The 20148-nt window shown below is 42.3% G+C and carries 13 protein-coding genes; all 13 read right to left on the reverse strand.

Annotated elements, in window-relative coordinates; translation table 11 throughout:
* Window positions 1-3 precede the first annotated feature (3 nt).
* The 13 genes from NYP55_RS04085 to NYP55_RS04145 all read right to left on the reverse strand — a co-directional run bounded on the left by NYP55_RS04085 (window position 4) and on the right by NYP55_RS04145 (window position 20147).
* On the reverse strand, window positions 4-849 hold the full coding sequence (locus NYP55_RS04085; protein ID WP_020759153.1) for an ABC transporter ATP-binding protein: 846 nt from the start codon (window positions 847-849) through the stop codon (window positions 4-6).
* Window positions 850-908: 59 nt separating this feature from the next.
* Window positions 909-2210 carry an ABC transporter permease gene (locus NYP55_RS04090; RefSeq protein ID WP_115761474.1) on the reverse strand — a complete coding sequence of 434 codons (1302 nt, stop codon included), beginning with the start codon at window positions 2208-2210 and terminating at the stop codon, window positions 909-911.
* On the reverse strand, window positions 2200-3627 hold the full coding sequence (locus NYP55_RS04095) for an ABC transporter permease (protein WP_472781599.1): 1428 nt from the start codon (window positions 3625-3627) through the stop codon (window positions 2200-2202). The genes NYP55_RS04090 and NYP55_RS04095 overlap by 11 nt, the downstream gene beginning before the upstream one ends.
* A 12-nt stretch (window positions 3628-3639) precedes the next feature.
* Window positions 3640-4911: a Fe-S-containing protein gene (locus tag NYP55_RS04100; RefSeq protein ID WP_415704418.1), complete on the reverse strand. Its 1272-nt coding sequence runs from the start codon at window positions 4909-4911 to the stop codon at window positions 3640-3642.
* Between the two features lie 105 nt (window positions 4912-5016).
* Window positions 5017-5649: an iron transporter gene (locus NYP55_RS04105; RefSeq protein WP_004131558.1), complete on the reverse strand. Its 633-nt coding sequence runs from the start codon at window positions 5647-5649 to the stop codon at window positions 5017-5019.
* A 74-nt stretch (window positions 5650-5723) separates the two neighbouring features.
* Window positions 5724-7481 carry an FTR1 family iron permease gene (locus tag NYP55_RS04110; RefSeq protein WP_472781600.1) on the reverse strand — a complete coding sequence of 586 codons (1758 nt, stop codon included), beginning with the start codon at window positions 7479-7481 and terminating at the stop codon, window positions 5724-5726.
* 320 nt (window positions 7482-7801) lie between these two features.
* Window positions 7802-11101 (reverse strand): type I restriction endonuclease subunit R, encoded by a 3300-nt coding sequence (locus NYP55_RS04115; RefSeq protein ID WP_472781601.1) that lies wholly within the window; start codon window positions 11099-11101, stop codon window positions 7802-7804.
* Between the two features lie 38 nt (window positions 11102-11139).
* The gene (locus tag NYP55_RS04120) at window positions 11140-12351 is read right to left on the reverse strand and encodes a restriction endonuclease subunit S (protein ID WP_472781602.1); all 1212 of its coding nucleotides are present in this window, start codon (window positions 12349-12351) and stop codon (window positions 11140-11142) included.
* Complete coding sequence (locus NYP55_RS04125; protein WP_472781603.1) at window positions 12348-13952, reverse strand: type I restriction-modification system subunit M; 1605 nt, start codon at window positions 13950-13952, stop codon at window positions 12348-12350. Before NYP55_RS04125 ends, NYP55_RS04120 begins: the two co-directional genes overlap by 4 nt.
* Window positions 13953-14218: 266 nt before the next feature.
* A complete protein-coding gene (locus NYP55_RS04130; protein ID WP_472781604.1) occupies window positions 14219-15244 on the reverse strand; it encodes an FAD:protein FMN transferase in 1026 nt (341 codons plus the stop codon).
* Between the two features lie 488 nt (window positions 15245-15732).
* Window positions 15733-17208, reverse strand: coding sequence for an ATP-binding protein (locus NYP55_RS04135; protein ID WP_205727579.1), 1476 nt, complete (start codon window positions 17206-17208; stop codon window positions 15733-15735).
* Window positions 17209-17694: 486 nt separating this feature from the next.
* Window positions 17695-19545 (reverse strand): hypothetical protein, encoded by a 1851-nt coding sequence (locus NYP55_RS04140; protein WP_472781605.1) that lies wholly within the window; start codon window positions 19543-19545, stop codon window positions 17695-17697.
* Between the two features lie 287 nt (window positions 19546-19832).
* Window positions 19833-20147 carry a F0F1 ATP synthase subunit epsilon gene (locus NYP55_RS04145; RefSeq protein ID WP_004131539.1) on the reverse strand — a complete coding sequence of 105 codons (315 nt, stop codon included), beginning with the start codon at window positions 20145-20147 and terminating at the stop codon, window positions 19833-19835.
* Window position 20148 lies beyond the last annotated feature (1 nt).

Below are 20148 nucleotides of genomic sequence, written 5' to 3' on the forward strand. Positions count from 1 at the left end.
AAACTAATCATCTAAATTCGCTAATTTAGGCGATTTAGTAGGCTCATGATTTTGCAAAGCTTCTGCAACACTTTCATCAACGTGAGCGCTCGTAAACGCAGGTTTTCCACCAATCGCCTCGTACTCTTTGCGCGCACTATCATTATTCCAACGCTCCCCAACAAGCACACCGTGGTTAAGCATGATTTCGCGATCCGCGCATTGAGCAACCAAAGAATCATGCGTTACAACAATAATCGTAGTGCCCTGGGAGTGAAGCTGCTTAAACAAGTCGAGCACAATCTGCTCATTTTTTTCGTCCAAATTACCAGTCGGCTCATCTGCAAGAAGCAACTTCGGGCAGTTAATAAGAGCACGCGCAACGCACACGCGCTGCTGCTCACCGCCAGAAAGCTGGCTTGGTAAATGGTGAGCGCGATCCTTTAATCCAACTCGCTCCAAGGCTTCCATTGCTTGCGATTCATCTACAACTGAATGATAATATTGCGCAACCATCACGTTTTCAACTGCTGTTAAATGCGGCACAAGATAAAACTTTTGAAACACAAGACCGATTACGTTTTTACGAACATCTGCAAGCTGACCCGCGTTCAAATCCTCGAGCTTTCGGCCTTGCAAAGCAACGGATCCTTTAGACGGCGAGTCCATGCACCCAATAATGTTCATTAGCGTAGTTTTGCCAGAGCCGCTCGAGCCAACAATCGAAAGCCACTCGCCTTGCGGCACAGTAAGCGACAAATCGTCAACAGCGCGAAGAGAGCCGTAAATCTTGGAAACGTGGTCCAAAGTCAACAGCATTTCTGTCTTGGAATCTGTATTTTCCTGCCTATTTTCTACATTCTCTGCCATATCAAATCCTTAAAAATCCTTAACTAAACATTCTAAAATCATTCTAAAATCACTCTAAACTATTCTTCTCGAAGCACAATCGCAGGGTCGATTCTTGACGCGCGCAAAACAGGCGGCAACGCGGCAACGCAAGACGCTGCAACGCTAAACACAATAGAAAACGCTACCAGCCACCAATTCACGCTCAAATCTCGCGCAAACACCATTGACGCAAGCAAACGCGCAAAACCATACCCTACTGCCGTACCTGCGATTCCGCCAATAAAGCCATAAAGCCCAGATTCCGCAGTGAATTCAACGCCAATGCTCTTAGCACTCGCGCCCAAAGCTTTGCGCAAGCCAATCTCATTTCTGCGCTGTTGCACAATCGAAGAAATCGTAGTGCTTACGCCAACCATCATCAACGCAAGAACAACCAGCGAAACAATCCAAAATAGGCTGCGAAGCATAGCAATAATGCCAGTGTCTGCAGCCGTAACTTTGGTTACTTGTTGCGCGCGAACACGCATAGAAGTCATATCGTTAATGCTGCGCACAACAGCATCTACGTTCGGCGCAGAAGACGAGTAAGCAATCACGTCCGCACCGCGCTTAACGCCTGTAAGCACACGCAAATCCGCGTTAGTTGCGTAAAGCATGGAATCTTCGGCGTCTCCCGTATCTAGAATGCCGCAAACGCGGAAAGTTGTGCCGTGAGTATCCATAATATCCGTGGAAACTCTGCCTTCAACAAGCTTATTTTGGGAAGACTTTTCCGTTTGATTACCTGTTTGATTATCTGCTTGATTACCTTGCGACTTACCTTGAGACTTTTGTGCAGGCTTATGCGAATCCGAGGAATTATCGCCAGCGCGATACGCGATTGCAATGCGCGAACCAATCTTCAAGCCCATAGCAGTAGACACATCTCGCCCAACCATAACGTTTCCACTGCTAGGCCAAGCGCCGTCCACATTCCAATGCTTATTAAGCGACTTAACAGCAGAAACATCTACTCCAGCAAGCACGTACGGAGCCGCATTAATGCGCACATTTTCGTAACGGTACGTAGAGAATCGCATAGCGCCTTTTGCAAGAACCATGTCGTTAGTGTGCAAAACCATTGCGCGATCAATGCCATTTTTCCACTCGCCTGCAAGCGGCGTCACAATAATATTCGCTCCATATGCGCGCATTTCGTCACTCATTTGTTGAGGAACAACAATGCAAATTGCAGCCAAACAAAATAGCGTTGCAGCACCAACAAGAGTGGCAACTACTGCCATAAGCGCACGCGACTTTCGGCGAAAAACCGCGCCAAAGAGCATAGTCGCAAACATTGCGCTATTAGAAGTCATACCCGAACCAGATTTAACGCCCATGAAGCACCTCCGCAGGACGCACATGCAAAATAGAGCGAATAGAAGAGCCAGCGGCAGCAAGAACAGTAATCGCAAGAAGAACAAACACCAGCACAAATACCATTGGTCGAAGCGAAATCGCAGAACCAAACACGCCAAATCCAATCACTTGTGCAACTCCAAAGCCTGCAATCATGCCAATTAGCGCACCAACGCACGCAATAACCGCTGTTTCCATAAGCATTAGCCGCGCAACAGCGCCATCGCGCGCACCCAGCGCCTTGAGCAGCGCAAGCTCCCCCGAGCGCTCCGAAATCGCAGCCGCCATAAGATTTGCAACCGCAACAGCCGCCGCAACCAAGCTAAGCGCCGTCATAAGCACCATCACAGCGCGCGTCTTGTTAAGCACGCTGCCTTGCATAGCCGAAACTTGCCGCACTTGCTTTGCAACGGCTCCTGGAATCACTTCTTCAATCTGGTAAGTAATCGAGCTTGGGTAAGCCGTGCAATACCAAGTCTCCCACTCTTCTTGGCTAAGAGCCGCTGGATTCTTAGCTGCTTTACGCGCTAAATCGTTTTCTGGCGTAGTCAAAGCCTTAACCTCAATCGCCTCAACCATATTTGGCTTATTTGCAAGGCTTTGAGCTTCGCTGGAATCCGCGTAAATCGCGTTATTGTCGCTATCTCCAGAATCGTAGATGCCAACAATTTTAAGTGAGATTTGCCTGCCAGAACGAGTTAGTTTTATTCGCTGACCAACTTTTAGATTATGACTTTTAGCAAGATTTGCACCAACAGCGACTTCGTGCTTAAAATCACGTGGGAATCTGCCTTCAATCATCTTCCACCAAGACCGCATTCCTTGCACGCCAACAACTGTTGTCTCTCCAGAAGCGAGCGCAAGCTTGCGATTAAACCACGTGCCAACAATCGGAACTACTGAATTAGCAGAATTAGCAGAATTAGTGGAATTAGTGGAGCTAGTGGAGCTAGCAGAATTCGCAGATTCAGTAGAAGAATTTGCTTTAAGATTTGCTTTAAGATTTGCGTAAATCGTTAGTTTTGGCGCAAAATTCGTTATGTTAAACGCCCAAAAAATCATTTTGATTTTTGCAGCATCCGATTCCTTCAAAAAAGCAGTAGATTCTTCGCTTTCCGCATCAGCCAAAGTTTGTGAAGATTGCGAAGATTGCGAATTACTATAAGCTGACTTTGTGCGAGACGCATACAAGTCGTTCACAACAGCATTCGACTTAGGCTGAACAATAATATTGGATCCGTAAGAGCTAAGCTCCGCGTTAATTTTGTCTCCAACGTCGTAAACAACGCTAAGCATTGCAACGCTTACACACGCACTCAAGCACACAACAATCGCTATAAGAACTCGCTTTTTAATCTGCCTAGCAAGGGAGCGCACAACCATTCGAATCATAAACATTTGCAAGCACTCCTACTTAAAGTGCGAGCTAAGCACGTCTAAATCGGCTGTGTGAATGATAATTTTGCCGCCACCAGCCTTGTATGGGAATGGAATCGGGTTGCATCCGCCCTTAAAACCAATAGTCGCCAAATTTATTGCAACATCGCATTTTCGGCATATTATCTTGCCGTCTTTTTCGTAGTAGCCTGCGTCTCCGCAATTTTCGCAAGCATCCAAGCCCACTCCATACGCTCCACCATTTTTCTTTATGATTATAAAGCGCATAACAGTGCCATCTTTAGCTTTGTATTGGAATCTATGCAAGTGGCCATCGCTAATTTGCACAAAGTTGATTGTTGCTACGCCATCATGCAACTCGTACGGTTCTGGCGGCGTAAGCGTTGGCTTAATATTCATAAGATACACGCCAGCAGTAAGCGTAAGTATTACTACGATTGCAGCCATTAGCGCCGCAAGCGCAGACCTTCTAGACTTGCGCTTAAACGCTCGCTTTGCGCGGATTTGTGCAGGATTTTCTCCATCTACAGGCGTCTTAAAACCAATTACAATAGACGCAAATGCAGGAATCAAAAATACGCAAATTTGCGCAATAATCATAAGCGGAGCGTTGTTTATAAGCCAAACAAGAATGCTAAACGAAAAATCGTCTATATACAGCAAAATACTTCCTTGCATAATTTGCAGCAGGGATGTTAAATGCTGAATTAGCAAAATTATTAAGCTTAGAATAATTGCGATTTTAAAGGCGCCAATACTCGCGGTTGTACGCAAAGATCGCACCATAAGACTTATGCAAATCGCAGAAGCCGCACCAAGAATAAATCCTAGCGCGCGAAGAAGCATATCGGAAGTAAACGGAGGCGTGCTGGAGTCTACGAAAATCGTAAGCTGCAAAATCACGTCTGGGAGCGCGTAAAACACTGTAAACGCTAGGCAAAGCGCGCCAATTGCATTACTTATGTGCAAGGGCAGCGGATTTTTGCGCCATTTTGCAACCGTTTTGCCAGATGCGCCAACACAGGCGATTGTTGCAATATCTAGCGGAACTGCAATGCAAAGCGCTGGAAGATTCACAAAATTGCGCTGATTAATCACCACGCTTGCGCGCAAAAATGCAAAAACAAGCGCCGCAACTGTTCCAAAAATCAAACCAAAAAGTCGCCAGCGGCAGCTGATTGGCTTATCTCGTCCCTCGCCAACGCTTAGCGTTGCGCTTAATCCCATTGTAAGCAGCGCAAGAGGGAGCAGCCCTGGAAGTACTGTAACGAACATCCTGAGCATGTTCCCTCCTTTGCTATTTATGTGTTATTTGTTATCTATTTTTGTTTTTTATTTATGCGCCATTTTGCACTATTTATGCATTACTCATGCATTCTACTGGCAAAACTACCACTGACGTGGAGTGTACTTCCAATCGTCGAATGTAGCGGTAATTGGCTCAGTCCAGAATCGGCCAGTCACGCCCGTAGCAGGATCTACGTGAAGCATCCAACCCTTCTTTTCTGGCGATTCAACAGAAAGCACTAACTTGTAGTTTCCAGCCTTATCGAGCTTAACATTTGCGCCGTAGTGTGGGCCGTCGGAAGCGTTCATTTGCATAAACGTGCCCTTTACAACAGCGTCACCGCTCGCCTTATCAATAATTTGATAATTCACAGTCAAATCTGGAATAAACTCGCCCTTTCCATAGCCAAGCTGTGCACCTTTCTTGTTTGCGTGAATATCTGCCTCAAGGTGGAAGCTTGCCTCGCTTGCCTTTAAGCCCATGCCTGCTGGAACCATGTCGACTGGCTGGAAGTACACAGCGCCAATCGTAAGCGGGCCAATGTTCTGGTCTTGGTGAGGTCCAACTGGAACCTCTTCAAAGCCCTTGTCTCCGCCCTTATCGTCGGCCTTCTGCTCAGATGATTGTGGCTTTGACGCAGACTTTGCTGCGTTTCCGTTTGCGCCACAGCCAGTGAGTGTTAGCATTCCTGCAAGCGCTAAGGCTGCAATTGCCATCATCTTTTTATTCTTCATATCTAACCTTTTCTATTAGTTATTGTTTATTATTGCTTGATTTTTAGTTTTGATTTTTAGTTTTGACTTATCCGTTAATTGTTGCCAACGGTTGCTTGCGATTTGCGCGCGCGCACAAAACTCACACACAACAGCGCAATAACTACGATTGCAGCTACGACTTGCGCCGAAATCGTTTCAACGTACGGATAGAATCCAAGCCAATCGTTAGTTGGCAAGCCTTGAATATACGCGCCAGCGAGCGCATCGCCCTCTATAAGCGCATGCACACCTCCGCCAGCAAAAATCACCACTAAAATGCACATAAGCGCGCTTGTTCCTGCAAAGAACGGGCGAATCGGTATGCGCACAGATGCAAAGCGAATCAGTAAGAAGATTACAACCAGCACGGCGGCTGCAGCCACGAATCCGCCCCAAATCATGGAGTCAGCTCCGCTTGATACAGCAAAAATCGCTTGGTAGAAAATCACGGTTTCTGCGCCTTCGCGAAACACTGCTAGGAAGCTTAGCAACGCTAGAGAAATCAAGCTGCCTTTAGAAACAGCTGCCGTTGTTTGGTTGCGAATATACTCGTTCCAAGCTTGCACAGAAGATCTTGAAATCATCCAATTGCTTGTGTACAGCAGCATAAGCATTGCAAACAGCGCCACAACGCCTTCCGTAATCTCTTGCTGCGGTCCAGAGCCATTGAACAACAATCCAAATAGCGCAGCAACAACAAGCGACGCCGCAATTCCAGCAACAAGACCCATGTAAATGTACTTAACCATGTGCTTGTGCCCAGATTTAATAAGATACGCGATTATTGCAGCCACAACCAGCATAGCTTCCAACCCTTCGCGCAACAAGATTATAAAAGCCTGACCAAAGGAGCTTGTTATAAATTGCATAAACACATTGGCATTAGCCGCCGCTCCGCCGTCTAGCTTGAATGCATCTTCAATAAGCATTGACTTAAGAACTGTAAACAGCTTTTTTGTTTGCGCAAATGATTTGCCATTGTTCATAGCCTGCCTGCACTCTTTGAATTGATATTCAACAGTGCTTACTCGGCTTCCGCTTATTGCGTTCATAACGTTCTTCTCGAAACCGAGCTTTTCGTAATACTGGTAATAGGCTTCGTTCACTAAATCAACAGCTTTGGCAACTTCTTGCTTATTTGCTTTTGCTGCTTTATACGTTGATGCAGATTTGTCGAGTATAACGTTCATTTCTTGCGCTACTTGACTCCAAGTTCTGCCGTTTCGTCCAAGATTCTTCTTTTTTGCGGCATCGAGCTTTTTGCGTTCTTTTGCGATCTGCGCACGCAATTTGGATGCATAAACATTCGGCTTATCTAGATTTGTGTTTGAGTCTAATTGAGATGCTGTTTGCGCAACGTCTGCTTCTAGAGCAGATACGACTTCACTAATTTGCGCGGACTGATTTTGTTGATACACCAACGTTTGTAACTGTTGGAATTGATCACTTTGCGATTGAACTTTATTCTGACTAATCGTATCTCGCACAACTGTAATCATGTTTGAAGCTACATAAACAGAGTTGTATGCAGCTTGAAACCTGGTTGCCGCTCCTGCCATATTTGCGTTTGCATACTCGCTTTTGCCTTGTTCTAGCTGACTTTTAATAGCTAAAGAAACTTCCGACCAAGTGTTGTATGTTTTATTGGCATCCGTAGCATAAGCAGGCGTTGGAGCTGCGATTAGCCCAGCAATTCCAGCAAATCCAGCAACCCCAGCAACCCCTATTGCGCAACTTACAAAAACGCATATAGCAAGTAAAAATGCATACACTTGCTGTGCTTTTTGGCGCGCTTTTGCACACGCGTGCATAATGTCTCCATATCTCCTTTGGCTCTAATCCCCATCGAGCGCACCCAACTTCTTTTATTTTCGTTCTATTTTTTAGTTTTGCTGGAGCTTTTATCTTTAAGTTTTAGCTTCAGTTTTTAGTCTTCAGTTTTAATCGTTCAAATTTTTTGGCGATTTCTACGCGGTTGTTCTGTTTTGCTAGAACTTGTTCCGTTTTGTTATATTTGAAGTCGCCTCGCAAGTAACCCCATCAACATAATATCGATATATCAAGTAGATTGATATAGTTCAGAGCAAAAAACTCGCAAATATTACAAAAATGATATTGATAACGATAATTATCAATCTTTTTGCGAATCATATTGAGAAAAGCCAATAAGCCCAACAAACTCATTAAACATGTTTCTCATACTTTCTACAATGCGACTTTTCTTCTCAGCGCGCGCCTTAGCCGCAGCGCCAAATCTGCTCATTCTAGGCATTAAATCATTAATATCTGTACCAAGCTCACTCACTTCGCCAGCGCTAAAAGATTTCTCCATAAACTTGCGAGTCAAAGCATCGTTTAATCCTTCGCTTTGCACGAGTTGCGCCAAATCATGATTATACTTTTTCTCAACATACTCGCTCCAGCAATCAACAATGCTCAACTTGTTGCCGTTAGAATCGTAAACGGTAATGTTACCTTCAGAATCCACAAGATTCCCAAGCTCATTCTCGTTAAGCTGCGCAATAAACCCTTCAATAAGCTTCTTTTTACTACGCAACTGCGGGCTAGAGTCAACCGCCACCCTAATAGAAGCAAGAACATTTTTATCTTTACAATGCTTGCTATGGTAATGTTCTACTAACATCAAAATGTAGTCAATATTTACTTCTACTTGGCGCACAAGCTCCATCTCAAACACAACGTCATCCGTAATGTCTGCAATCTCGCCTTTTTGCTCTTTGCGCTTCCACTCTTCATGCAAATCCTGGTAATGCCCCAAGTAATCTTGCATATCGCGCTCTTTGATTATTTCGTTGCCTTCAAATTGATCGAAAGCTTTCAGCATATTACGCAATCGCAGTATATTACCAAAAAGCGATATAAACTTTTTCTGATTCTCTTCTCCAACAATGTTGAATCCTTGCAGCGGATACTTTTCCATAAGCTCATTTACTAAATCGCTGTATCCACAACGCTCAATTCCTTTAGCATCAATATAACCGTTATAAATCTGCTCAAACGTAGGGCATAGCACAATACCTTGCGCATCTTTATCTCCAAAAAGAGCTACCGCTTCGTCAACTCTATAACTCAAATCCCTAAAGCACACAATGTTTCCGAATGTTTTAACGGAGTTTAAGATTCGATTTGTGCGCGAAAACGCTTGAATAAGCCCATGCATGCGAAGATTTTTATCTACCCAAAGCGTGTTCAAAGTTGTTGCATCAAAACCAGTTAGAAACATGTTGACTACAATCAAAACGTCAATTTCCTTATTTTTCATGCGAATTGAAACGTCTTTGTAATAGTTTTGGAATTTGTTATTTGACGCATCATACGCAGTATTAAACATTTCGTTATAGTCTTTTATTGCACTTTCCAAGAATTCTTGCGAATTTGCGTCTAGATTTGCCGTGCTTTCTGAATTTTCTTCTCCAAGAGAACCCATGCCGTTGGCGTACGCCGAAGAATCTGACTCACCCTCGTTTACTGCATAGCTAAAAATAGTTGCTACTTTTAAGCGTTCGCTTGGAGGCAGATTTTGCTGCTGCTTTTTGAACTCGTTGTAATACGCTTTTGCAAGAGGAATGTCTGCAACAGCAAAGATTGAATTAAATCCGTTTACGTCAACTGCTTCAGAAGATTTTTTAGCATCTAAAGTATTATGCTTATCTGCAGCAAGTTCTTTAACGTTAATAATGCGCTTGTATTTGTAAGTTTTCTCGTTGCGATACGTTTTTTGAGTAAAATGCTCAATAATGTATTGAACAACATTATGCACGCGCTCCGGGTGCTTAATTACATCTGATCGATTAATATCTTTAACCAATTCGTCGGTTGCTTTTTCCAGCTCGCTCGACGTTTTTACAGTAGCAACGTATTCCACGCGGAATGGCAACACATTTTTATCGTTAATCGCGTTAATGATTGTGTACGTGTGCAAGCACGGTCCAAAGGTTTGCTCGGTTGTAGAAATATGCGCAGCGTCGGAGCCAGCAGCGTTCGCTTCAAAAATTGGCGTGCCAGTAAACCCAAAAAGCAGAGCATTTTTAAAGTGTTTTACAATATCTGCATGCATGCCTCCAAACTGACTTCTGTGGCATTCGTCAAAAATAAACACTATGCGCTTTTTGTAAATTTCATGGCTTGGGTTGTTGCTTATAAACCTACTAAGCTTTTGAATAGTGGTTATAATAAGCCTGCATTCTTCCGTATTGTCTTCTAGCTGTTTTGTAAGCACAGATGTTGAAGTGTTACTATTTGCGGCTCCTTTTTCAAACCTGTCGTATTCTCTCATTGTTTGATAGTCAAGATCTTTACGGTCTACAACAAACAAAACTTTGTCAACAAGATTCTTGCCTTCTGCGTCTTTTAACGCTTTTACTAGCTGCGATGTTTTGAAGCTAGTTAGCGTTTTGCCAGATCCAGTAGTATGCCAAATATAGCCGCCCTTTTGACGCTCTGATGCTGGCGTTTTGCTCGCATTAGCAAACATGTATTTTACGCGATTCACTATGTTTTCTGCTGCAGTAATCTGGTATGGTCGCATTACCATCAAGCATTTGTCTGCATTAAAAACGCAATATTTTGTAAGAATGTTAAGAATTACGTGCTTTGCAAAGAATGTTCTAGCAAAATCGCATAAGTCGGAGATTATAGTGTTTTGAGCATCGGACCAATAGTTTGTAAATTCAAAACTGTTACTTGTTGTTGTGTTGCTAGATCCTTTGCTTTTCTGCTCGTTGTACGCATTATTGCGAGTTGAGTTAGAGTAATACTTTGTTTCAGTGCCATTTGAGATTACGAAAATTTGCACGTATCCAAATATTCCGCTTCCAGCCCAAAATGAGTCGCGAGCATAACGGTTAATCTGATTGAACGCTTCTCTAATAGGCACACCTCTGCGCTTTAGCTCAATATGAACCATTGGCAAGCCGTTTACTAGAACAGTCACATCGTAACGATTGCTACGCGCAGGGCCATTTGCATCATTATCGTTTGCGCTATCGCTTGCATTAACAGCATACTGATTGATTACTTGCACAATATTCTTGTGAATATTTTCTTTGTCAATAATAGTAATGTTCTTATCTGTGCCGTCATCTTTTTTGAGTATTTTAACGTTATCGCGCTGAATAGTATCTGTTTTCTTAACTATATCGTCAGTGCTGTTTGCGATATTTTCTTTGAAAAATCTTTCCCATTCGTCATTTGAAAAATGATAGTCGTTGAGCTTTTCAATTTGCACGCGAAGATTTGCTATAAGATCTTTCTCGTTGTGAATGTGAGCATACTCGTAGCCTTGGGATTGCAAAATGTTGATGAACTCTTCTTCGAGTTGTGCTTCGCTTTGATAGCTGCCGTCGTTTCGCGCACTCGGCGTAAATGTAGACATTACAGTGCTATCTTGATTCTCTAACACAATTTTCATTTTGCTTCCTTCTTATCTACTCACACTCGAATTCTTAATTACGCACGCTTGAAGGTTAGGAGTTGATCGCGATAGTACTCGTATTGCTTGCGTCTAGCTTCGATTTCTGCAGGCAAGCCTTGAGTTAAATCATTGCAAAGTGCGTCAAAACGATCCAGAATTTGTACGATTTGATGCTGTACTTCAAGAGGTGGGACGGGGATTTTGACATCTAACAAATCAGATGGAGTGACCTCAATTACTTTAGTGCCATGAGCGAGTTTCTTCTTCTGTAAAAAGAACATTGATGAATGAAAATAATAAACTAAATATTTTGCATTTTGGTTATGCCTAATAATTGCAGAATGTCCACTAACAGCAGCATCTTCTTCACCAAACCAAGCCACGCATTTACAAACATCCTCAATATTCTCACTTGTTACAGCCATTACGATGTCGTTTTTATGCGCAAATCTTTGTTTACTTGCACATTCACTATCTATGAATGTATAAGATTTACTAGCAAACAAACCATATTTCGTATAAATTTGACCATAATGTATGCATGGTATTCCGTGCTCACAAAAATCTTTTTTCTGTAAATTTCCACCCCTATCTACGGAGGCAATATCACCAATCTTCTTATATTCCACACCATTCGGGCAGCAGCGCGATATAAGCGAGCGAAGAGGATTATTGTCGTCAAATGTAAGCAAGGTATCGCGGTAGTATTCGTATTGCTTTTTACGAGCTGTAAGCTCTGCTGTAAGCTCTGCTGTAAGCTCTGCTGTAAGTAACGTGAAAGAGTCCAATATACGGACTATTTCACGTTGTACCTCCAACGGAGGTACAGGGACATTAAAACTTTGTAACATTGGTAATGTGATATATGGTACGGAGCCTTTTTTACAGTTCACCATAATATATGGTTTTAAATAGGCATCCATAAAATGAAATAAAAAAGGTTTAATGACGAGTTTAAAATTATCTAAGACATAAGTTCTTTGATAAGCATTAAACTTACCTTCATATTGATTTAAATGACCTACTTGGCTACCATTTCCTGATATCAATATTGCTGATGTGTCAAATGCATATTCATTAATTTTATAAGGGTTTGCATCGCAGGTGAAAAACGGATAAATACCATCTTCATCTTTTGCATTAGCATTCAACTTACCAGTGCAAATATTACATAATTCGCCTAAAACTTTATACTCCACACCATTCGGGCAAAGCTTAGCAATTAACTCCTCAAGCTTGCTAGTCATTGAGCCACCTCGCTATTATCAAAGTTAACGCTGCCAGCTTCAATCTCGCTTACAATCTTCTCAATCTGTTCGCGCAACTCTTGCTCGCGAGCGCAAACCGTTTTTAATTGCGCATTAAGCTCTGTAATATCAATCTTTTCGCGAGTATCTTCTGCTTCAACGTATGTAGAAACGGAAAGATTGTATTTATTGGATTCCACTTCTTCCAAAGATGCAACGTGCGCAATATGCTCCACATCTTGCCTAGAAGTGTACCACTTAACAATCTGCTCAATGTTCTCGTCCGAAAGCTTGTTGCTATTCGTTGACTTTACAAACTCTCGGCTAGCATCAACAAACAATATAGAAGTATCATTCCGCTTATTTTTGCGCAAAACCATAATGCACGTAGCAATCGAAGTACCAAAGAATAAGTTGCTTGGAAGTTGAATAACGCAATCAACAGCATTACGCTCAACTAAATATTGGCGAATCTTTTGCTCAGCTCCGCCGCGGTACATGATTCCAGGGAAGCAAACAATTGCAGCAGCACCATCTTCCGCCAGATACGCCAAGCAGTGCAAAACAAATGCCATGTCTGCCTTGCTTTTTGGAGCAAGAACTCCAGCTGGAGCAAAACGAGAATCGTTAATCATACACGGATCAGAATCCCCCTCCCAACTCGTGGAATAAGGCGGATTAGAAACAACTAGCTCAAACTTTTTATTATCCTCGATTAGCGGTTTTATAAGGGTATCGCCGCACGTAATAGTAAACTTATCAAAATTCACATCGTGCAAAAACATGTTCATGCGGCACAAGTTGTAGCTAGTAACATTCTTTTCTTGGCCATAAAAACCGCCACTAATGTTTTCAATGCCGAGTACTTTTTTGGCCTTTAGCAGAAGCGAGCCAGAACCGCACGCAGGGTCGTACACGCTGGAAATGCTTGATTTTCCAACTGTTCCAAGGCGCGTGAGCAGCATTGAAACTTCTGCAGGCGTAAAGTATTCGCCACCAGACTTGCCAGCGTTAGACGCATACAAGCCCATCAAATACTCGTAAGCATCACCAAAAGCCTCAATCACGTTGTTGTTTACACTGCCAAGCTTCATCTCACTAATCACTTGCAATAACCTAACAAAACGCTTATTTCTGCCTTCAACAGTGTCTGCAAGCTTAATATTATTCACATCGTAATCGGAGAATAATCCCTTAAAATCGTCAGACGAATCAGTTCCTTGAGAAGAAGCTTCAATATTGCGGAACACGCGGCTCAACGTTTCGTTTAGATTGCTATCTTGAGGAGCACGCTTCAACACATTGCAAAACAGCTCGCTAGGAAGTATAAAAAAGCCTTTAGCCGAGATCATTTCGCTGCGAAGAGGCTCGGCATCTTCATCGCTTATTTTTGCATAATCAAAGTTTGGATCACCGTCTTTAGATTCATGCTCGTTCTTATTAATAAAATCGCATAAATTCTCGGAAATATAGCGATAAAACATAGTGCACAATACGTATGCTTTAAAATCCCAACCATCAACGGAACCTCGCAAATCGTCGGCAATCTTCCAAATCGTGCGATGTAATTCCGCGCGTTCTTCTTCTTTGCGAGTGTCCATTTTACTGCTCCCTATTCGTGCAATTCGCGCAAGCGCATGTGCAATATATAAGCTAATTAAATAAGCGCAATACTACGCAATATTACGCAATAATTAAATAAGCGTTCTTTAATATTCTACTGTAAACGCGCACAATCAGCAGCAACGCCACTCGCATCGCTTGCGTCTAGCTTCGATTCTTGCAAGCAAGATAGCTCGCATAGTAATTATTGGGCATTAGTTGGCATTATCCTGCATTATCCTGCATTATTCAGCATCATTCGGCATCATTCGGCAAAAAAGTGCGCTGGGAATGCGCGCGTTTTGCGAAGCGCATTATTTGGCGAGATTACAGCAAACTCAGCGCCAGTAGTTTGCACGATTTTTTGCAAATCGCTTCCTTGCGATACAAACAACGCAGTTGCGAGCGCATCGGCGTAAGCAGTTGGAAAATCGCAAGTTTTGCTAGGCACATACGCCCAGCTTGCGCATAAATCGCAAGCAGGAATGCCATCAAGCGCATTAATCAAGTGAGTCGCAATTAAATTAGACTCAAAGCCATTTGCATCTTTACCTAAGCAACTTGCTTCTTTTACTTTCCAACGCTTTCTTGCGCTAGACGACGCACACAACGCTCCGCTTGCGATTGATGCAACTCCAACTGCTTGAGTTGTGTCAAAAGGATTTTCCAGAGCCACTTTTATTTGATCATTCTCTTCGCTAAAACAAACGCGCATATCTCCGCCAGCGTTTACCAAAAAATCAAAATCCGCAGGCGAATCACTACCAAGATCCTCTTTAATAATCTGTGTTACGAGATCTACAAAATAGCCCTTTCCAGCTGCACCAAAATCAAGCTGCACTGGCTGATTTGTGCAAAGCGTTGCACTGCCGCTATCTTGCGAAATATCCGACCACGTAATCGGCAAAGAGCGGCGATAATTAGCCCAACTGCCTATATTAGAACTCGCGCTCGCTGCCAACTCTGGAACGAATTGCACAGAATTATTGTAACCAAGCGCAAGCAGATCCGCACCAATGCACGCGTCGAAAGCTCCGCGAGTAGCAGCGTAAAATTCGCTATAAAGTGCAAAAAGCGACCCAGCCCATGCTGGAAACTCAAACTCGCCGCCATGCTCCGCACGAGCCATACGCGAAACTAGCGAATCTGCACGAAAGCGCGAAAGCACCGATTCATACTCTTCAACAAAAGCACGAATCCGCTTCTGCACGCGATGCGAAATCGGCACGCTGCTAGAGATAATAATCCCCGTTCCGAGCGCGCGCTCAATCGCCACAACATTCCTAAACATCGCTTGCCTCACTCCCAATATCAAACACTCTATCAATCATCAAAAACCACAACAATATCCCCCAAAAGCCACAAAATAGCAAAATGTCGTCATAGTTTACAGAAAGTCGCATTCTATACCTACATTTTGCCAAAATGAAGGCATAGCGAGTAAAAAACATTCGTCTATACCGACATTTTCGCAAAAACGCACTATAGAAACATAGGTAGCATCGACAACATCAACATAACGCCACTCGTTTCGGCGTAGCATGATTTACGCGCTTTAATGCCAAGCAAACCTCACTTCGCAAAACCAGCCAAATCCCACTTCGCAAATTTGACAATTTTTTAATTTTGCGAAGTGAGAAGACATTCACGCAAGCCTCAAAACATAATAAACAGAAAGCAATAAGCGGAATACAAAAGGGCCTTCGAGCGTGAACGCAAGCGAACACAAACGAAAGCCCTAAAACACTAGCATCTACTTGTAATTCCTACTTATAGACCCTACTTAAGCAACCAATCAACAATGTTTTCAACGCGAATGCCCTCGTAATTATCATCTAAAGCCTTACTCAAAGTAATAACCAGCTTTTCGTAATTATTTTGGATCTTACGAAGCGGCTTTAACTCTCGCTCGCGCACAGACTCATCCATCATACTTTCAGTTACTTGAATATAAAGCTTTTCGGAAGCAGAAGTCGCAACAAAATCCACCTCCAAATTATCTATTTTGCCAACAGCAACATCATATCCGCGCCTTAAAAGCTCAAAGAACACAACATTTTCTAGCGCATGCCCTCTATCTCTGTCTCTAAATCCGAGCAAATAATTACGCAACCCAATGTCAACAATGTAATACTTGCCAAGAGTGCGCAAATAATCCTTTCCTTTAATGTCAAAGCGCTTAACGTCATAAAACATGTAAGATTCTTTTAACGCACTAACATATGCGGATATAGTTTGAGTTGCAGGCTTGCCGCCGCGCGCGCGCAAGACGCGAGAATTATTATCAACAGCATCAAGAAGATTTTCAGAAGAAAGCGTATTACACACAGAATTTAATGACGTATTGTTTCCAATATTATCTGCCAAAAACATAATGATTTTTCTAAGAAGATCTGCGTCTGTAATCTGCCTTTGCCCGCGGCGCTTCTCGCGCTCGAGTATATCGCGAACTACTACAGTGGAATAAATTCCGTCCAGCAAAGTCATTGCACTACTCTGATCAAAACCTGATTCTAAAGCAATATCACAGATTGCAGGCATACCACCGTAACGCATATAAGCTGCAAACAAGTCATCAAGCTCTACACTACTACCATTCGCGCTCACCGCTCTTTTTTTCAAATCGCCGAGCGGAGACTTATATTCTTCAATGGAATAATCCTGAAAATCAACGAACTCTTTGAACGAAAGCGGATACATTTTCACTTCCACATACCTACCAGACAAGTACGTTGAGTACTCCGAGGAAAGCAAGTATGCGTTAGAGCCAGTTATATAGATATCGCAATCAAAATCTACACGAAACGAGTTAATTGCATCTTCCCAACGATCTATACGCTGAAGCTCGTCAAAGAAAAGATACGTTTTTTTAGGATGCTTAATACTAGAAGACTCAATATCAGCGGATTCAATACTGTTGGATTCAATACTGTTGGATTCAATCCGACTTTTAACGTAATTGTATAAGTCTTTGTAACTCATATCTTGAAACTCGAGCGACTCAAAGTTTATAGATATAATTTGATTTTGCTCAACCCCAGAGTTGAGTAGATACTTTTGCATGAGCTTAAGCAGAGTTGACTTGCCGCAGCGACGAATACCCGTCACAACTTTTACAGGCTCTGTATCTTTGAAAGCTATAAGCTGATTAAGGTAAATATCGCGATTTTTAATATTTTTGCCGACTATTGCAGGGCGATTACTGTGCATTTGCATATTTGCGCTTTCAAGTAGCTGATCTTGCGAATTTACCATAATAAGCCTCGACTCCGCCTAAAAAATTTAGCAATTCTTAAAACAATGATTACTTTGATTACAAAGTCACAAGATTGCAAAGTCATAAACTTTATGAATCTTACAATTTTACGAATCTTATAAATATTATGACTTAAACTTCGATTTTTTACAAGTTTAAGTCATCAATAACCCAAACTTTTATTTTTCGTAAGTTTAAGTTGTGCGCTATAACAAACACCACTTTCAAAACTTAAAAAATATTACAGTTTTGAAAGTAGAAATACGTGTTTGCTTTCAAAAGTGAAAAATAATACGATTCTTACGACATTGAAGGAATACGCGTAATAGACATAGCACAGTGGCTGCTTAACACAAACTAAGCAAAACAACAGCATGCAATACAAAAGAGCCTTCGAGTGCGAACGCAAGCAAACAAGAAAACAAGCAAGCGAACACACGCGAAAGCCCTAAAACACTAGCGCTAACACGTAGCAGTAATATTAATTAGCTACGCACCTTACGCAACACTGCACCAGAAGCAGCAAACATCAAAGCAGCAAACGCCACTAAAACGCCAGCAGCACCAGTAACAGGCAAAACACCCTTACCATCACCCTGGCCAGACGTACTATTCGCAACAGTAATATCCGTCCAAGCAAGCTGATTGCCCTGCTCATCCACAAGAACAACAGTATGCTTTCCAGAATAACCAGCAGGGAATTGCGCATCAAAATAAGGAACACCATCAGCACCAAGCTTAACAGTCACAAAATCACTACCATCCACGCTACGCAAAAGCTTAGGAGTAGAATACATGAACGCGTAAGCCTTGGCAGAACCCTCGCGATGCAAGCGATCAAGGAACGCCTTGTTGTTAACGTTCACAGAAACCTTGTTTGCAGAACCTGCAACAGCAATGTTGTTGGAGCCAACCTTTAGCGTACCTTTTAATTCTGGCTTAAGCTGATCAACGCTAGCAGGAGCCGAAGGAACTACAGCTTTAGTTTGAGATGGCTTTTCAGAAGACTCAGGCTTTGCAGAAGAATCTTGAGCATCATCAGAATCGGAAGCAGAAGGAGCAGATGGAGCTTTTTCTGCAGGCTTATCTGGGAGAACATCACCAGAAGCTCCTGGATTCTTTTCACGCGCACTATTCTTGCTCTTCTTAGCTTCTGCAAGAAGATTCTCTAAAGCAACCAATCTAGACTTCTTAGAGTTGCGAATCAAATTAGCTATAAAGTGGAAGCCTTTATCCTCCGCTTGCTTAGCTAACTTTTCCTTTTCATCTTTGTAGTTTTTAATAGCGTTCTTAAGATTTGCAGAAAGTGTATTACTAAAGTTTACAGCAGCAGCACCAGCTTGATTTGCTTCAGTATTAGTAAACTTTTCGAAAGTCTTATTGCCAAAACTATTTACAACTCCAAGGAACTTTGCAACAGCAGCCTTTTCATCACCAGTAGCAGTAAACATTCCCGTGTTAACTAGCTGAGCTAATTCAACGGCATTAGTATAAGATTTTTCTTGGCCATCGCGACGCTTTTGCAATTCTTTTCTAAAGAATTCAATCTGGGAAGGCGTAGCACTTTTACCACTTGCTTTTAAAGCCTTAAGAAAATCTTCCTCTGATGTCCCTAGGTCTACAATGCCTTTAATTGCACTATCTGTAATTGTTTTTTGAGCTTCGTTAAATAAAGCACGAGCGCCACTAAAAGTCGCAGCTTTGCTCATAAGCGTAGCAGTAAAGTTGAAACCTTTAGCTTTTGCTTGCTTAATTAAGTCTTCCTTAGCATACTTCTCTGCTTCGTTAAGCAAATTTTCCAAAGATTCTAAAGAACTGTAATTAGACTCTTTAATCTTGTTAGCAACTAAAGTAAGACCCTCATCTTCAGCTTTTTTAACTAAAGCAGCTTTGCCATTAACGTATGCGCTTTGAGCAGCTTTGCGTGATTGCCCATTAGAACCAAAGAAAATTTTATTCGATGACTTTAAATCTCCTGCTTTACGCATCTCATTAGCAAGATCATGCAAACCAATAACGTCGAGATGCCTAACACGATACTTAAAAATCATGCTATCTACTTGCTTAATAACAGCATTGTTAGCATCACCACTACCAGTAACCTTTGAATCGTTCTCGCTAACGTATTTTAAAATCTCATTAATTTCACTTTTAAGAAGACCAGTATCGTTCACGCGTTTTTTAAGTGTATCTAGAGGGGAGAGTTTAGCAGATTCTCCACCGCTATTCGTTTGAACTGTAGTCGCGCTATTAGCCAACGCTGGCATTGCAAACGCAATTCCCGAAACAAAAGTCGCTACCGCTGCAAATGCGGCAATCGCTTTTTTACTTAACATACTTTTCCTTTCCTCTCATCACGAATCATCGTGCGAAGAGCCTATTTGCTAAAACAGCACAATAAGTGATTCAATTTAGGCTTAAATTAAATCATTACAAAGTATACAGATACCCTACCCCCCTAATGTATTGTTATAACCTTTCCATAACAGATAAACAGGGATAAAACAGAAATAAAACAGATAAAACGCTAAAACAGATAAAACAAAAGCAGGAGTCGCGATAAATAATCGCAAACTCCTGCAATATATGAAACTTAGGTCTTATAAAACCGTAAGAGTTAGGCTTAAATCACTTTTGCATTGGGCAAAACGTTGCCGTCTTTATCAACATTGCAACTATGCTCAACAGCAATCGTAATGTGATCGTTGTCAACGGAATAAAAGCCGTCAGTCACCTTAAAAACGTGACGAACGCCTTGCAAATCGTCAACCTTTACAAATCCGTGATCAATCAACGCAAGCACAGCCTCATGCCCAGGAAGAACGCCCATCGTGCCATTCACAGAAGGAATAACAACAAACTTAGCATCGCCTTCCCAAACAGGATGTCTGGCTGCAACCACACTAACGTGCAGCGTTTTCACTTGCTTTTCTGCCATA

Source organism: Gardnerella sp. c10Ua_31 (genome assembly GCF_055700915.1).

What these genes read in the sequence shown, in the direction of transcription:
- NYP55_RS04085 (WP_020759153.1), bottom strand. Translation starts at nt 849, where the DNA reads ATGGCAGAGAATGTAGAAAATAGGCAGGAAAATACAGATTCCAAGACA.
- NYP55_RS04140 (WP_472781605.1), bottom strand. Translation starts at nt 19,545, where the DNA reads ATGTTAAGTAAAAAAGCGATTGCCGCATTTGCAGCGGTAGCGACTTTT.
- NYP55_RS04105 (WP_004131558.1), bottom strand. Translation starts at nt 5,649, where the DNA reads ATGAAGAATAAAAAGATGATGGCAATTGCAGCCTTAGCGCTTGCAGGA.
- NYP55_RS04095 (WP_472781599.1), bottom strand. Translation starts at nt 3,627, where the DNA reads ATGTTTATGATTCGAATGGTTGTGCGCTCCCTTGCTAGGCAGATTAAA.
- NYP55_RS04135 (WP_205727579.1), bottom strand. Translation starts at nt 17,208, where the DNA reads ATGGTAAATTCGCAAGATCAGCTACTTGAAAGCGCAAATATGCAAATG.
- NYP55_RS04125 (WP_472781603.1), bottom strand. Translation starts at nt 13,952, where the DNA reads ATGGACACTCGCAAAGAAGAAGAACGCGCGGAATTACATCGCACGATT.
- NYP55_RS04090 (WP_115761474.1), bottom strand. Translation starts at nt 2,210, where the DNA reads ATGGGCGTTAAATCTGGTTCGGGTATGACTTCTAATAGCGCAATGTTT.
- NYP55_RS04110 (WP_472781600.1), bottom strand. Translation starts at nt 7,481, where the DNA reads ATGCACGCGTGTGCAAAAGCGCGCCAAAAAGCACAGCAAGTGTATGCA.
- NYP55_RS04145 (WP_004131539.1), bottom strand. Translation starts at nt 20,147, where the DNA reads ATGGCAGAAAAGCAAGTGAAAACGCTGCACGTTAGTGTGGTTGCAGCC.
- NYP55_RS04115 (WP_472781601.1), bottom strand. Translation starts at nt 11,101, where the DNA reads ATGAAAATTGTGTTAGAGAATCAAGATAGCACTGTAATGTCTACATTT.
- NYP55_RS04100 (WP_415704418.1), bottom strand. Translation starts at nt 4,911, where the DNA reads ATGCTCAGGATGTTCGTTACAGTACTTCCAGGGCTGCTCCCTCTTGCG.
- NYP55_RS04130 (WP_472781604.1), bottom strand. Translation starts at nt 15,244, where the DNA reads ATGTTTAGGAATGTTGTGGCGATTGAGCGCGCGCTCGGAACGGGGATT.
- NYP55_RS04120 (WP_472781602.1), bottom strand. Translation starts at nt 12,351, where the DNA reads ATGACTAGCAAGCTTGAGGAGTTAATTGCTAAGCTTTGCCCGAATGGT.